11 protein-coding genes are annotated in these 15,549 nt (G+C 63.2%); 6 read left to right on the top strand and 5 right to left on the bottom strand.

Going from position 1 to position 15,549, the window contains the following annotated elements:
• Positions 1-51: 51 nt before the first annotated feature.
• The 4 genes from EP376_RS11405 to bchF are packed head-to-tail and all read right to left on the bottom strand — an operon-like array spanning position 52 to position 6,970.
• The gene (locus tag EP376_RS11405; protein WP_127655647.1) at positions 52-3,603 is read right to left on the bottom strand and encodes a magnesium chelatase subunit H; all 3,552 of its coding nucleotides are present in this window, start codon (positions 3,601-3,603) and stop codon (positions 52-54) included.
• Positions 3,593-5,143: a ferredoxin:protochlorophyllide reductase (ATP-dependent) subunit B gene (gene bchB, locus EP376_RS11400; protein ID WP_127655646.1), complete on the bottom strand. Its 1,551-nt coding sequence runs from the start codon at positions 5,141-5,143 to the stop codon at positions 3,593-3,595. Before bchB ends, EP376_RS11405 begins: the two co-directional genes overlap by 11 nt.
• Positions 5,144-5,189: 46 nt before the next feature.
• A complete protein-coding gene (locus EP376_RS11395; protein ID WP_127655645.1) occupies positions 5,190-6,473 on the bottom strand; it encodes a ferredoxin:protochlorophyllide reductase (ATP-dependent) subunit N in 1,284 nt (427 codons plus the stop codon).
• A complete protein-coding gene (gene bchF / locus EP376_RS11390) occupies positions 6,470-6,970 on the bottom strand; it encodes a 2-vinyl bacteriochlorophyllide hydratase (protein WP_127655644.1) in 501 nt (166 codons plus the stop codon). Before bchF ends, EP376_RS11395 begins: the two co-directional genes overlap by 4 nt.
• A gap of 285 nt (positions 6,971-7,255) precedes the next feature.
• Between bchF and EP376_RS23190 the strand changes: the two genes are divergently transcribed.
• The 6 genes from EP376_RS23190 to idi all read left to right on the top strand — a co-directional run bounded on the left by EP376_RS23190 (position 7,256) and on the right by idi (position 13,590).
• Entirely contained in the window at positions 7,256-8,080 is an 825-nt protein-coding gene (locus tag EP376_RS23190) for a cobalamin B12-binding domain-containing protein (RefSeq protein ID WP_127655643.1), read from the top strand.
• 35 nt (positions 8,081-8,115) lie between these two features.
• A complete protein-coding gene (ppsR, locus tag EP376_RS11380; protein ID WP_127655642.1) occupies positions 8,116-9,543 on the top strand; it encodes a transcriptional regulator PpsR in 1,428 nt (475 codons plus the stop codon).
• Between the two features lie 113 nt (positions 9,544-9,656).
• Positions 9,657-10,571, top strand: a complete 915-nt coding sequence (gene chlG / locus EP376_RS11375) for a chlorophyll synthase ChlG (protein WP_127655641.1) — start codon at positions 9,657-9,659, stop codon at positions 10,569-10,571.
• A 1-nt stretch (position 10,572) separates the two neighbouring features.
• On the top strand, positions 10,573-11,856 hold the full coding sequence (locus tag EP376_RS11370; RefSeq protein WP_127655640.1) for a BCD family MFS transporter: 1,284 nt from the start codon (positions 10,573-10,575) through the stop codon (positions 11,854-11,856).
• 2 nt (positions 11,857-11,858) lie between these two features.
• Positions 11,859-13,040 carry a geranylgeranyl diphosphate reductase gene (locus EP376_RS11365; protein ID WP_127655949.1) on the top strand — a complete coding sequence of 394 codons (1,182 nt, stop codon included), beginning with the start codon at positions 11,859-11,861 and terminating at the stop codon, positions 13,038-13,040.
• Between the two features lie 16 nt (positions 13,041-13,056).
• Positions 13,057-13,590, top strand: a complete 534-nt coding sequence (idi, locus tag EP376_RS11360; protein ID WP_127655639.1) for an isopentenyl-diphosphate Delta-isomerase — start codon at positions 13,057-13,059, stop codon at positions 13,588-13,590.
• Between the two features lie 15 nt (positions 13,591-13,605).
• Here the strand turns inward: idi and dxs are convergent, their stop codons facing one another.
• Positions 13,606-15,540 (bottom strand): 1-deoxy-D-xylulose-5-phosphate synthase, encoded by a 1,935-nt coding sequence (gene dxs / locus EP376_RS11355; protein ID WP_127655638.1) that lies wholly within the window; start codon positions 15,538-15,540, stop codon positions 13,606-13,608.
• Positions 15,541-15,549: the final 9 nt, after the last annotated feature.

The following is a 15,549-nucleotide window of genomic DNA, read 5'->3' as shown; positions in this document are numbered from 1 at the left end:
CCAATGGGGCGGCGGGCGGGGCGATGCCCGAAGGGCGAGCGTCGAACGTCGTCATTCGGCGGCAACTCCTTCCATCCGGTCTTCGATTGCGTCTGCGGCGTCCTGCAAAGCGGCAAGGGTCGCCTCGTCGGGGGTCCAGTAATCGCGGTCCGATGCCTCGAGCAGCCGGTTGGCCATCCGCATCGACGCCTGGGGATTGAGCGCCGACAACCTGTCGCGCATCCCCTGATCAAGGACGAAAGTCTCGCTCAGCCGCTGATAGACCCAGGGCTGAACCTCGCCGGTCGTGGCCGACCAGCCCATCGTGTTGGTGATCTGCGCCTCGATCTGGCGAACGCCTTCGTGGCCGTGTTCAAGCAGGGCCTCGTAGAAGCGCGGGTTGAGGCTGCGCGACCGGGTCTCGAGAGAGACCTGTTCCGCCAGCGTCCGGACCTTGTTTCCGCCGCGGGTCTGATCGCCGATATAGACCGCGGCAGACTGGCCGCCCTTGGCCCGTTTCACGGCGCGGGCGATGCCGCCCAGCGTGTCGAAGTAATGATCGACGGTCGTGACGCCCAGCTCGACGGATTCGAGGTTCTGATAGGCGATGTCGACGTCGCGAAGAGTCTTTTCCAGAAGACCAGGATTGGCCTGCACACTGCCAGAGGCGGAATAGGCAAAGCTCTTGCGCGCCTGATAGGCATCGGCCAGTTCATCCTCGTCGCCAAAGGCCGAGCTGTCGACCAGCTGGTTGACGTTCGAGCCATAGGCGCCTTCGGCATTCGAGAAGACCCTGAGCGACGCCTCTTCGAGGCTGCATCCCATCTCGGCCGCATAAACAAGCGCATGGGCGCGGATGAAGTTCATCTCGGCGGGCTCGTCTGCCTGCGCCGCCTTCAGCGCCGCTTCGGCCAGCATCCGGGTCTGCAACGGCAGAAGATCGCGGAAGATGCCGGACAGCGTCATGATCACGTCGATGCGCGGCCGGCCCAGCTCTTCCAGCGGAACAAGATCGGCACCGCACAGCCGGCCATAGCTGTCAAAGCGCGGGACGGCGCCCATCAGGCTCAGCGCCTGTGCAACCGGGCCGCCATCTGACTTGATGCTGTCGGACCCCCACAGGACCAGCGCGATGGAGCGCGGCATCTTCTTGTGCGTCGCCAGAAGCGCGTTCGCCTGCCGGGCGCCATCGGCCATGGCATAGGCGGTCGGCATCCGGAACGGATCGAAGGCATGGATATTGCGGCCGGTGGGCAGGATCTGGGGCGCGCGGATGATGTCGCCGCCCGGAACCGGCGCAACATACCGGGCCGACAGGGCCTTCATCAGGCCGGTCAATTCGGCATCCGACGCCAGATGCGCCTCGGCCTCGGCACGTGCGCCTTCGGTCTCGAATTCCATCATGTCGAGGAACTCGGCCCGCTTGGCCGCGTCCATCGGCCGGCCCATGATGTGCAGGCCGTCGGGGATCAGGGCACCCTCGGTCTCTTGCACCAGTTGCCACAGGTCGTCGGCGGCGTGGCCTGCCAGATCGACGGCTTCGGCCTGAACCGAGATCAGGTCTTCAAGTTCGGCACGTTCGGGATCGCCGGACTTCAGGCTGCGGTAGCGGGTCAGCGTGTCTTTCAGTTCCGCCAGGCCCTTGTAGAGGCCAGCCTTCTGAAGCGGCGGGGTCAGGTGCGTGATGGTGATGGCACCGGACCGGCGCTTGGCCAGCGTCGCCTCGGACGGGTTGTTGGCGGCATAGAGATAGACGTTCGGCATCTCGCCGATCAGCCTGTCAGGCCAATCGCGCGCACCCAGACCGGCCTGCTTGCCCGGCATGAATTCCAGCGCGCCATGCATACCGAAATGCAGCACGGCATCGGCCTGAAACCGGTTGCGCAGCCAGAGATAGAACGTGGCGAAGGCGTGGGTGGGCGCAAAGCCCCTCTCGAACAGAAGGCGCATCGGATCGCCCTCGTAGCCGAAGGTGGGCTGCACACCGACAAAGACCTTGCCGAAATGCGCGCCGAGGATGAACACGCCCCGTCCGTCAGACTGGATGCGGCCCGGTGCCGGCCCCCAGACCGCCTCGATCGCCTTGAGGGGCGGTGTGCCGCGGACGATATCCTCGGCGCTGACGTGATCGGCGACATTGGCCTCTTGCCCGAACTGCGCGGCATTGCCCTTCAGGACGATGGTGCGCAATTCATCCACCGTTTCCGGCGGCTCGAGATCATAGCCCTCTCTTTTCAGGCGATGAAGCGTGTTGAAGAGCGATTCAAAGACACTGAGATAGGCCGCCGTGCCGACAGCCCCCGCATTGGGCGGGAAGCCGAAAAGAACGATCCCCAGCTTCTTGTCGGCATTGCGCTTGCGGCGCAGACGCGCCATGCGCAGCGCCTTTTCAGCAAGGCTTTCGATCCGTTCGGTGCAGGGCGCCATCGCCTTGTGATCGGATGATCCTGTGCAACCGTTGTGACAGCCCTTGCAGCCGTCGGCACCGTGCCGTCCGGCAAAGACCGTCGGGTTCGTCGCACCATCAAGCTCGGGCAGGGCGATCAGCATGGTCGTTTCGATCGGACCAAGACCCTGACCGCAGGCCGACCACTGGCCCAGTGTCTGGAATTCCAGAGGCTGGGCGGCGAGATACGGCACATCAAGCGCCTTGAGCATCGCGACAGCCGTATCGCTGTCATTATAGGCCGGACCGCCGATCAGGCTGAACCCGGTAAGCGACACCATCGTATCGATCTGACCCATGAAGAATTCGTCGATCGCCGGCTTGCCGTTCAGACCGCCGGCGAAGGCGGGCAGGACCCGCAGGCCCTTGGCCTCGAACGCCCGAATGACCGCGTCGTAATGGGCCGTATCCCCGGCAAGGATATACGACCGCAGCATCAGGAGCCCGATGGTTCCGACCGGCGCCTCGGGGCCGGGGATGTCGGCGGGATCGGTGGTGATGTGGTGACCGGGCAGATCGGGATGATAGAGGCCCAGCTCCGGGTAATCGATCGGGGCGGCGGCCTTGGACGGCATCCAGTCGGTCCGGCTCGCGTAGCGGGACAAGAGGAACCGCAACATCTGTTCGACGTTCTCGTCCGACCCGCTGAGCCAGTACTGCATCGACAGGAACCAGGCCCGCAGGTCCTGCGCCTTGCCCGGGATCAGCCGAAGGATCTTTGGCAGGCGGCGCAGCATCTTCATCTGCTTTTCGCCAGAGGCCGCCGAGGGTTTGGACGCGCCGCGCAGCGACTTGAGAATGCGCATCGCCGAGGATTGCGGCTTGCCCATGTCAAGATCGCCCATCCGGGTCAGCTTGACGACCTTGGAGTCCGAGATCAGCCCAACCACCGCATCGCAGCTGTCGCGGCGAGCCTCGATCGTGGGAACGATGGCGTCGAGATGCTCTTCGAGGAACAGAAGGTTCGCGACGATCAGATCGGCACGCGCGACAGCGGCCTGGGCGGCCTCGCGGGCACCGGGGCAGTCGGACCATTCACCAGCTGCATGAACCTCGACCTCGAGACCGGGGAACTCGGCGGCAAGGCGCGGCGCGACGCGCGCGACCGGCCCAGCCGCGTGGCTGTCGAGCGTGACGATCGCCACGCGATAAGGTTTATGCATCACCTCATCGCGCATAATGTGCCTTTGCCTCATAAAGCGTGTCGATCGAGATTTCCTGCAGGCCCTTTTCGGCAGCGAATGCTTCGGTGTTTCGGCGCGCCTTGCCGCGCACGAAGAAGGGGATCTTCTTCAACTCGCGCTCGGCGTCGTTCAGCCAGACGATCTCGAACGTGCTTTCGGGTGCCGGCGCGACGGTCGCGGCGACAGGGGCCTCGACGGTCTCGGACGGGTCCTTGCGCGCGGTCGCCTTGCCGCCGTGATGCGAGGGGCCGGCGTCGTCGTGAAACTCGAAATCCTCGCGGAACATCGTCAGAAGATGCTCTTCCAGACCCATGACCAGCGGATGGATGAGCGTATCGAACAGGACATTCGCGCCCTCGAACCCCATGACCGGGGAATAGCGGGCCGGGAAATCCTGCACATGCACGGGGGCGGAGATCACGGCGCAGGGAATGCCAAGGCGTTTGCCGATGTGACGCTCCATCTGGGTGCCGAGGATCATCTCCGGCGCCACGGCCTCGATCGTCTGCTCAACCTCGAGGTAATCGTCGGTGATCAACGCCTCGACGCCGTATTCACGGGCCAGCGCGCGCAGCGGCCGGGCCATCTCGCGGTTGTAGCAACCCATCCCCACAACCTCGAAACCCATCTCGTCGCGGGCGACGCGGGCCATAGCCATGACGTGGCTGCCATCGCCGAACAAGAACACGCGCTTGCCGGTCAGATAGGTCGAGTCGACCGACGACGACCACCAGGGAAGGCGAAGGCGGCTTTCATCGGCCTTGAGATCCCGGCCGGTGATCGCCGCGATCTCGGCCACGAAATCGCGGGTCGCGCCGACGCCGATGGGGAGCGTCTTGGTATAGGGCTGTCCGTGCGTCTTTTCGAGCCAGCGGGCCGCAGCCTCGCCAGTTTCGGGGTAGAGCAGAACGTTGAAATGCGCAGCCGGCAGGCGCGCGATGTCATCAGGCGTGGCGTCGAAGGGGGCCACGACGTTCACCTCGATCCCCAGATCGGCAAGAAGGCCGGTGATCTCTTCGATATTGTCGCGGGCGCGAAAGCCCAGCGCCGTCGGCCCGAGGAGATTGCAGGTGATGCGGGGCGTCTTGTCCTGCGGCTGCGACAGCGCCTTGACGATCTGGTAGAACGTCTCGTCCGCACCGAAGTTTTCCTTGCGCTGATAGGACGGCAGCTCCAGCGGGATCACCGGGATGCCCAGATCCATCGTCTCGGCCATGCCGCCGGGATCGTCCTGGATCAGTTCGGCTGTGCAGGAGGCGCCGACGATGATCGCCTGCGGATCGAACCGATCGACGGCTTCCTGGCAGGCGGACTTGAACAGGTTGGCCGTGTCGGCACCCAGATCGCGCGCCTGAAACGTGGTGTAGGTGACCGGCGGGCGGTGGTTGCGTCGCTCGATCATGGTGAACAACAGATCGGCATAGGTATCGCCCTGCGGGGCGTGCAGCACGTAGTGCAGGCCCTTCATCGCAGTTGCGACACGCATCGCGCCGACATGGGGCGGCCCTTCGTATGTCCAGACCGTCAGCTTCATGACACGCCTCCGACACAGGCAGACTTCGGCAGGATGAGACCCGAGATCATTCCGCGGCCTCCAGCTTCAGAAGGCCCTTGCGACGCAGCGGACGGGAGAAAAGACCGGCAAGGTCCCCGGCCTGTTCGTAGAAATGAACCGGGGTGAACACGAGCTCGATCGCCCATTTTGTCGCGAGACCTTCGGCCTCGAGGGGGTTGGCAAGGCCAAGACCACAGACCGTCAGATCGGGCCGGGCGGCACGGGCGCGTTCCAGCTGCTTGTCGACATCCTGACCTTCGCTGATCGTGGGACCGGCGGGCAGAAGCTCGAGATCAGGGCCGTGGATCGCGTCGTGAATATAGGGGCTGCCGACCTCGATCGCCGTCATCCCGCATTCACGAGTCAGGAACCGGGCCAGCGGGATTTCCAGCTGGCTATCGGGGAAGAAGAACAGGCTCTTGCCGCCGAGCGTTTCGGTGGCGGCGGCCACGGCCTTGCGGGCGCGGGCGCGCGGGGCCTCTGTCACCGCGTCGAAATGGGCAGGGTCGACACCGAACTCATTGGCAATGACACGAAGCCATTCCGTCGTGCCCTCTTCACCGAAGGGGAAGGGCGCAGGAAGGTGCCGGGCGCCGCGTCGTTCGAGAGCGGCATGCGTATCACCCAGAAACGGCTGGGCCAGCGCGAAAACGGTGTTCGGCCCGATCCCCGTCTCGGAATCGATATTGCGCGATGGCAGAAGCCGCACGGGGCCGACACCCAGCTTGTCGAGAAGATCGACCATCTGGTCTTCGACAACGTCAGGGAGCGCACCTACGACCAGAAGCTCGCGCTCTGTCGTTTCGGGCAGAACGGGCACCATCGCGGCCAGTGCCGCATCTTCGCCCTGGGTAAAGGTCGTCTCGATGCCAGAGCCGGAATAATTCAAGACCCGGACGCGCGGCGCATGTTTGGCGCTGAGCCGTTCAGCGGCCTTGGCCAGATCGATCTTGATCACTTCGGAGGGGCAGGATCCGACAAGGAAAAGCTGACGAATGTCGGGGCGCCGCTCCAGAAGGCGCGCGACCACGCTGTCAACCTCGGCCTGGGAATCGGCCATGCCGGCCAGATCGGTCTCTTCGAGGATCGCCGTCGCGAATCGTGGTTCGGCAAAGATCATGACACCCGCGGCCGATTGCAGAAGATGCGCGCAGGTGCGCGACCCGATCACGAGGAAGAAGGCGTCCTGCATCTTGCGGTGCAGCCAGATGATCCCGGTCAAGCCGCAGAAGACTTCGCGCTGACCGCGTTCCTTCAGGATCGGTGCATTGCGGCAGCCACCGCCGGCGGGATTGGCCGGGGCGTTCATGCCCGCCCCTCCGACTGAAGGCGTGCCTGTCGCAGCTTCCAGAGGAACTGTCCTGCGTTCACGACATAGGTCGCATAGGCCGCCAGAGCGACAGCCATGAGCGCGGAGGGCTCAAGCGCGCCTGTAAATAGGGCATATATATAAGCGGTATGAAGGGCGATTACGACAAAGCTGAACACGTCTTCCCAGAAGAACGCCGGGGCGAAAAGATACTGGCCGAAGACCACTTTCTCCCAGATCGCGCCGGTCACCATTATCAGGTAGAGGACCGCTGTCTTGGCCACGATCGACACATTGGCTGCGACGTAACCTTCACCCGTCCAGAGGTAGCGGACAACGAGGGTCAGCGAGACGAGAAATACGACGAATTGCAGCGGCGCGAGAACGCCCTGAACGAGAGTCCACTTGGTGGCATCACGGCGCTGCCTTTCCTCGGGCGTATAGAGCCCTGTCGGCGCGACCGGTGTGCGCACGTCTGGTAAGGTGTTGGCCGTCATGAAAGCGTTCCCCGGCAGTTCGATTGCGTCAAGACTAGGGCCGCAATGCAGGGTGTGTCAACTTTAACTTACATAATGAAACGCCGATAATCGCATTGAAACTATCACCAGTTATCCAGACAAGTCACTGTTTTTAATAGTTTTTTGATCTATTCTGCGATGGCTGTAAGAAAAATGTCAGTTTTCTTTGACACTTACATTGCGCTCATATGACAATGCGTTAGAGCATGGTGTCTTCTACGACTGACACCGACAGAATCGTCTACGATCTCAAGGAACGGCGCTTTGCCCGATCACGACCAGATAAAGAGATCACGTTCGGACGCTCCCGGAGTGGAGCCCGTGTCGGCGCTGGTGGCGCAGCTGAACCGCAATGGCCCGAAAGAGGGCGTTCCGGGAGAGGTTGCGTTCGATGCGATCGTCTATCGTCTTGCGACCGCCTGCCTCGCATCGGATCAGGACGCCCTTTTCGACGAGGTCGGGATCCTGCGCGCATCCGGTCTGTCCGCACGAACCATCGCGGAAACGCTTGTTCCCCACGTGGCGCACGAGCTGGGCGATCGGTGGTGCGACGACAATCTGGGCTTCGCGCATGTCACGATCGGATGCGCACGACTCCAGCGGCTTCTTCGGAGCCTTGGCCCGGATTGGTATGGCGCCCAGCCCGAGGAAGAGCCGCGCCTTCGCATTCTTCTGATCGTCCCCGATGGCGGGAACCATACTCTTGGCGGTCTTGTCTTGACCGGCAAGCTGCGACGGTTGGGCTATGATGTGCGGTCAATAATGGGCGAAAATATTGAGACGATCTCCGATTCAGTGTCGGAATGGTCATTCGATCTTGTTTTGATTTCCGCTTCGGGAAGCGAAAGTCTTGATAAGTTGGCCGAACTTGTGACAATTGCAAAAACGTCTTCACCTGAAAGGACTTGCATCGCGATCGGCGGAACAATCCTGAGGGACGGCGGGGCAATCGAGCACCGGATCAAGTCAAGAACCGGGGCAGACCTGGTGACGAACGACTTGAGTGAGGCTCTTCGACGTTGCAAAAAAACGAGCTTGCAAAGCGTCAACTCTCCGAAAGAGACGCTTGGGTCGGAGGGGAGGGTTTAGATGCTGGCACAGCCTCAGCAACGGACCGGGCCCGCATGACGACCCGCGGCACAAGATACTGGGACAGCGGCGCCATACCCCTGATCGCGCCCGAGATGCTTGGCGACATCATCGCAGAGATCGCGGACCTGTCGATCGTGGTTTCCGAAAAGGGCAAGATTCTATCCGTTCTGGTCAACCCGACTCAGGACAGGTTTCGTTCGCTTGAAAGCCTTGAGGGGCAGGATATCAACGCCGCTCTCACCGAGGAAAGCGTCCGGAAATTCGAGGTTCGTTTCAAGGAATACCTCGAGGGTGAATACGAAAGCCGGCCAATCGAGCTGAACCATCAGGATTCGTCGGGCCGGTGGAGCTTTCCGATCCGCTATACATTGCACCGGATCGGGCCCGACGGGGCGATCCTGATGCTTGGCCGAGACCTTCGACCGATTGCGGAGATGCAGCAGGAACTGGTTCGAGCACAACTCGCCCTTGAACAGGATTTCGAACTTCAGCGTGAATCCGACACGCGGTTCAGGGTTGTCATGGAATCGACGACCGAGGCCTTTGTCTTCGTGTCGATGGCGACGGGGCGGATCACCGATGCCAATTCGGTTGCCGCCGGTCTGCTGGGCAAGCAGAAAGACGACCTGACAAGCACGCCGTTCTCGTCGGAATTCGAGATGGTGAAACGCGGCGATCTGCTCGAGACGCTGAACACGCAGGCGATCACCGAACGGTCAGGGCCGGTGACGGCAAAGCTGAACAGGAACGGTGCGACGGTCAAGATCATGCCGACGCTGTTCCGCGCCGGCGGCGAGCGTCTTCTGCTCTGCAGGATCGATCCGGACGAAGGGGTCGCAGCTCAGGCGGATGCCCTTGGCCGCAACCTTGACGCGCTTTACATGCAGGGGCCTGACGCGATCGTCTTTGCCGCAGAGGACGGAACGATCCTTTCGGCGAACGAGGGCTTTCTCGATCTGATCAACGCCGCCCATGACATCAACGTCAAGGGGCGCAACCTTGCGGACTACTTCCTCCGGGGGTCCGTCGATCTGAAGGTTCAGACCGAGAATGCCAGCCGAACGGGGCGCATGCGGCTTTATCCGACGAAGATCTCGGGCGACTACGGAAGCCCGCGTCCGGTGGAGATCGCGATCACGGCACTCGACGCGAATGACAAACGGATCTTCGGCTTCCTGATGCGCGACGCAAGCCGGATCGAGCAGGTTCGTCCTGTCGGCGGAACACCCGTTACGGATGACAACGTCCGTTCGGTGATGGAGCTGGTCGGGAATGCGACGCTGAAGGAAATCGTGGCCGAGACGACGAATGTCGTCGAACGCATGTGCATCGAAACAGCGGTCGAACTGACGATGAACAACCGAGTGGCTGCGGCCGAGATGCTGGGCCTGTCGCGGCAGTCGCTTTATGTGAAGCTGCGGAAATACGGGCTTCTGTCCAGGTCGGCCAACGACGACTGACACACTTCCCTGACAACCCGGGTCGGTCAGGCGCGCATTTCGCGAGCCTGCGTCATGATGTCTATGTAGGTTTACACTTGCCGACTCTAGTTGTGTCAGCCTAAGCTGACAGTATGAGTGTCACATCCACCTCCCCTGCCCTGCCTGACCGCCGCTGGCCCGAGCCCCGCGCAGCCCTTCGACTGATCAAGCCAATCACATGGTTTCCACCGATGTGGGCCTATCTGTGTGGCGCGGTATCGGTCGGCGCATCGGCTGAGGGGCAATGGGGTCTTATCCTTCTGGGCGTCATCCTCGCCGGTCCGATCGTCTGCGGCATGAGTCAGGCCGCCAACGATTGGTGCGACCGGCACGTCGACGCCATCAACGAACCCGACCGGCCGATCCCTTCGGGACGAATTCCCGGGCGCTGGGGTCTATGGATCGCCTTGGCCATGTCCGTACTGTCGCTGATCATCGGCTGGCAGCTGGGCCCATGGGGCTTTGGCGCGACGGTTCTGGGCGTTCTCGCTGCATGGGCCTATTCCGCGGAACCGGTCCGGCTCAAGCGCTCGGGCATCTGGGGCCCCGGCCTTGTCGGGCTGAGTTATGAGACGTTGCCGTGGGTCACCGGGGCCGCCGTCGTGGCAGCTGGCGCACCGGGATTGGACGTCATCATGATCGCCGTTCTTTACGGGCTCGGCGCGCATGGCCTGATGACGATCAATGATTTCAAGGCGCTCGAAGGCGACAGGCAGATGGGTGTGAACTCCCTGCCCGTGATGCTTGGCCCGGAACGGGCCGCGCGCGTCGCCTGTGTCGTCATGACGGTGCCGCAGCTTGGCGTCATCGCTCTCCTTTTTGCCTGGGGCAAGCCGGTCCATGCCGGGATCGTGGCGGCCCTGTTGCTGGTGCAGTTCTGGGCGATGCGGGTCTGGCTCACCGATCCAAAGGGCAAGGCGCCCTGGTTCAACGGGACCGGCATCGGCCCCTACATCCTTGGCATGCTGGCCGCGGCCTTCGCACTGCGCAGCATCGGAGCAGTCTGACATGAAGACGTTGTCCTGGGTCCAGATTTTTCGGCTTGGCCTTGTCCAGATGGCGCTTGGCGCGATTGTTGTCCTGACCACATCGACGCTCAACCGGTTGATGGTGGTGGAACTTGCGCTGCCGGCGGTTCTGCCGGGCGCGCTGGTCGCCTTGCACTACGGCATCCAGATCACCCGGCCCAGCTGGGGTTTCGCCTCTGATGCCGGCGGTCACCGGACACGCTGGATCATCGGGGGGATGGCCATTCTGGCGGTCGGCGCACTAGGTGCCGCGTTCGGCATCATGGTCCTTGAAACCGCGCTGTTGCCGGGCCTTGTCCTGTCGATCCTGTCCTACGCGCTGATCGGACTTGGCGTCGGTGCCTCGGGCACCTCGCTTCTGGCTTTGCTGGCGACCGCGACCTCTCATCGCCGTCGTCCGGCCGCGGCGACGATCACCTGGCTGATGATGATCTTCGGCATCGCCATGACGGCGGGCATCGCGGGCGGCCAGCTCGACCCTTATTCCCATGCGCTCCTGATGAAGATCGTGGGTATCGTGACAGGCGGCGCGGTCCTGCTGACCATCGTCGCGGTCTGGGGCATCGAACGTTCGGTCCGCGCCGTGCGCGAGCCGGAAAGCGCCCCGTTCCGCGAAGGCCTTGCCGAAGTCTGGGGCGAACGCCGTGCGCGCAATTTCACGCTGTTCGTGTTCCTGTCGATGACCGCCTATTTCATGCAGGAACTGATCCTCGAGCCCTATGCCGGGATCGTCTTCAACTTCACGCCGGGGCAATCGACCCAGCTGTCGGGCGCGCAGAACGGCGGCGTATTCCTCGGGATGCTGGCGGTTGGCATCGCGGCCACCGGTCTGCGGATCGGAGTTCTTCGGTCATGGGTGATCGTCGGTTGCCTTGGCTCGGCCGTCTCTCTTGCCGCGATCTCGTCACTGGGATCGCTTGGCCCCGGCGCGCCGCTTGTGCCGGCAGTCGTCTCGCTCGGCTTCTTCAACGGCATGTTCGCGGTCGCCGCCATCGGTTCGATGATGGCTCTGGCCGGCGAAGGCCGTGACAGACGCGAAGGCACGCGGATGGGCCTTTGGGGCGCAGCGCAAGCTGTAGCAGCGGGGTTCGGTGGCCTGATGGGCACCGCGCTTGTCGATGTGATGCGTCGGCTTGTGACGGATGAACAAGCTTTTGGCGCGGTCTTCCTCTTCGAGGCCGCAATCTTTGTCGCGGCGGCCCTGATGGCCGCACAGATCATGGACCGAAGCCGGCAATCGGCCGCGATGGTCCCGGGAGAATGATGATGCAATATGATGTCGTGGTCGTGGGTGGAGGGCCGTCAGGTGCTACCGCCGCCGAGGATCTTGTCCGTTCGGGCAAGACCGTCGCACTCCTGGATCGTGCGGGTCGGATCAAGCCCTGCGGTGGTGCGGTTCCGCCGCGGCTTATCCGCGACTTCAACATCCCCGACGATCAGATCGTGGCCCGGATCAGCACGGCGCGCATGATCTCTCCCACCGGGCGAAAGGTCGATATACCGATCGAGGACGGCTTTGTCGGCATGGTCGACCGCGAGCATTTCGACGAGTTCCTGCGCAACCGTGCCGCCGAAGCCGGGGCCGAACGCGTGACGGGCACCTATCTGCGGATCGAACGCGATGCCGGGCATCCCCGGGTCATCTACCGCGAAAAGGCCAGCGGCGTGGAAAAGGCCCTCGACGCCCGTCTTGTGATCGGCGCCGATGGCGCAAGGTCCGACGTGGCCCGCGACGAGGTGCCGGGCGGGGACAAGATCCCTTACGTCATCGCCTATCACGAGATCATCGAGGCGCCGGGCGCCGTGGGCGAATACCGCCCCGACAGATGCGACGTGATCTATGACGGCTCGATCAGCCCGGATTTCTATGGCTGGGTCTTTCCGCATGGCCCGCAGGCCTCGGTTGGAATGGGCACCGGGCTTGACGGCGTGAACCTCAAGGCTGCGACGGCCGCCCTTCGGCTGGCCTCGGGTCTTGATGGCTGCAAGACGATCCGCAAGGAAGGGGCACCTATCCCTCTCAAACCGCTTGATCGGTGGGACAATGGCCGCGACGTGGTTCTCGCCGGCGATGCCGCGGGCGTCGTGGCGCCCTCCTCGGGCGAGGGTATCTTCTACGCCATGGTCGGCGGCCGGGTCGCGGCGACAGCGGCGGCCGCCTGCCTCGCCACGGGCCGCGTGAAAGATCTGCAACTGGCGCGCAAGCTGTTCCTGAAAGAACACGGCGCGGTCTTCCGGATCCTTGGCGCCATGCAGAACGCCTATTACCGCAGCGACGAACGTCGCGAACGGTTCGTTTCCCTGTGTCACGATATCGATGTTCAGAAGCTGACCTTCGAGGCCTATATGAACAAGGAACTCGTGAGGTCGCGCCCATTGGCTCACCTCAAGATTGGCGCTAAGAACATCGCGCATCTCTGGGGTCTTGTTTCCCCGCTCAGAACCTGAAGACGTGGAGAGCCCCATGAAGGACATGATCCCCGCCTGGCGGGACGGAACGCTCGTCCCGGTTGAAAAGCTCGAGGTTCACCAACTGGGCCTCAGGCACAAGGCGGTGAGCATATTTGTCCTCAATCAGGGGCGGGTGCTGATCCAGCAGCGTGCGATGGGCAAATATCACACGCCCGGCCTTTGGGCGAACACCTGTTGCACCCATCCGGAATGGGACGAATCCCCTGCCGATTGCGCGGTGCGCCGGCTGGGCGAAGAGCTCGGGATCACCGGGCTTTACCCGTCATTCCGGGACAGGGTCGAATATCGCGCCAATGTCGGCGGCAACCTGACCGAACACGAGGTCGTCGATATCTTCATCGCCAATGCGCCCGATGACCTCGTGATCACGCCAAACCCCGATGAGGTGATGGAGACGCGCTGGGTCGATCTTTATGAGCTGAAGGTTCAGGTCCGCCGCAGGCCGTGGGAGTTCACGCCCTGGCTCCGCATCTATCTTGCCGAGCATTCCGAGAAGATCTTCGGAGAGATGGCCGCCCGGGTCTGAACCCGGGCCGTGTTCTCAGACCAATCCCAAGGATACCGACGCCGGTTCTATCCCGGCCGCCTCGAGTGCCGTTGCGGCGATGTCGACGGGCGTCAGCCCGGCGTCGGCATACATCGCATCGGGTGCGGCCTGATCGATGAACCGGTCAGGCAAGGTCATGGTGCGCACCTGGCAGGCCCGCCCCAGAAGGCCGTCATTGGCCAGATAATGCAGGACCATCGCGCCAAAGCCGCCCCGGGCCCCCTGTTCCACGGTGATCAGGGCCTTGTGGTGAGAGACGAGCTGCCGGATCAACGCGTGATCCAGCGGCTTGGCGAACCGGGCATCGGCCAGCGTCACGCTCAGCCCGTTGGCCTCGAGTAATGTCTTGGCCCTGCGGCACACGCCAAGATGGGCGCCGAACGACAGGATCGCGATGTCCGATCCCTCGGACACGATCCTGCCCCTGCCGATCTCCAATGCGGTTCCCGTTTCGGGCATCTCCACCCCCTCGCCTTCGCCGCGGGGATAGCGGAAGGCAATGGGCCCCTCGTCATAATCGACGGCTGTCCGGATCATGTGAACAAGCTCTGCCTCGTCCGAGGCCCCCATGACCACCATGTTGGGCAATGCGGCAAGGTATCCGATGTCGAAGGCACCGGCATGGGTGGGCCCGTCGGCGCCGACAAGGCCGGCCCTGTCGATCGGGAACCTGACAGGAAGCGATTGCAGCGCCACGTCATGGACGATCTGGTCATAGCCGCGCTGAAGGAATGTGGAATAGATCGCACAGAACGGTTTCAGCCCGCTTGCGGCCATGCCGGCACTGAACGTCACCGCATGCTGTTCGGCGATCCCCACGTCAAAGACGCGTGACGGGAACCTTTTCGACATGATGTCGACGCCCGTCCCCGATGGCATCGCGGCGGTCACCGCGACGACCCGGCTGTCGCGTTCAGCCTCACGGGTCAATGCCTGGCCGAAGACCTTGGTGTAGGACGGCGCGTTCGGCAGCGACTTGGCCTGCGTGCCCGTGCCCACGTCGAACTTTGAAACGCCATGATACTTGTCAGCTGATCTTTCGGCCGGGGCATAGCCCTTGCCCTTGACCGTGCAGCAATGGATCAGGACCGGCCCCGTCGCCCGGGTGCGCGCAGCGCGCAGCACCGGCATCAGCTGTGCCATGTCGTGCCCGTCGATCGGGCCCACGTAGGAAAAACCGAGATTCTCGAAGATCGTGCCCTGACCGCCGGGCATGCCCATGACGATCTGCCGCGCGCGGCGCGCGTGGTCGCGCAGGGGCCCGGGCAAAGCAGCCTCGAAGCCTTCGGCCATGCGATGCATCTCGCCCAGGGGCGACGCATAGAGGCCGGAGAGGTATTTCGACATCGCTCCGACCGGGGGAGCGATCGACATTTCGTTGTCATTCAGGATCACGAACAGCCGCCGCCCTTCGTGCCCCGCGTTGTTGAGCGCCTCGTAGGCCATGCCGGCGCTGATCGATCCGTCGCCGATCACGGCGATCGCGTCCCCGGTATCCATGCCCAGATCGCGCCCCGTCGCAAATCCGAGGGCCGCCGAGATCGAGGTTGAACTATGCGCCGCGCCAAAAGGGTCATAGTCGCTCTCTGCGCGTTTGGTGAAGCCCGAAAGGCCGCCTTCCTGGCGCAGCGTTCCCATACGGTCGCGCCTGCCGGTCAGGATCTTATGGGGATAACACTGGTGCCCGACATCCCAGATCAGCTTGTCTCGCGGGGTGTCGAAGACCGCGTGGATCGCCACGCTCAGTTCCACCACGCCAAGTGACGATCCGAGGTGCCCGCCGGTCCGGCTGACCGCCGCGACCGTTTCGGACCGCAGTTCATCTGCAAGCCGGGTAAGCTCCTGATCCGTGAGATGCCGGATGTCGGCAGGGTATCGCACCCGGTCGAGCAGCGGCGTTGCAGGGCTGTGATTATCGGATCCGGTCATCTTGGCGCT

The organism is Alexandriicola marinus, from assembly GCF_004000435.1.
Taxonomy (GTDB): Bacteria; Pseudomonadota; Alphaproteobacteria; order Rhodobacterales; family Rhodobacteraceae; genus Alexandriicola; species Alexandriicola marinus.
Note: the sequence above shows the minus strand (reverse complement) of the source record. Positions and strands in the feature narration are given on the sequence as shown.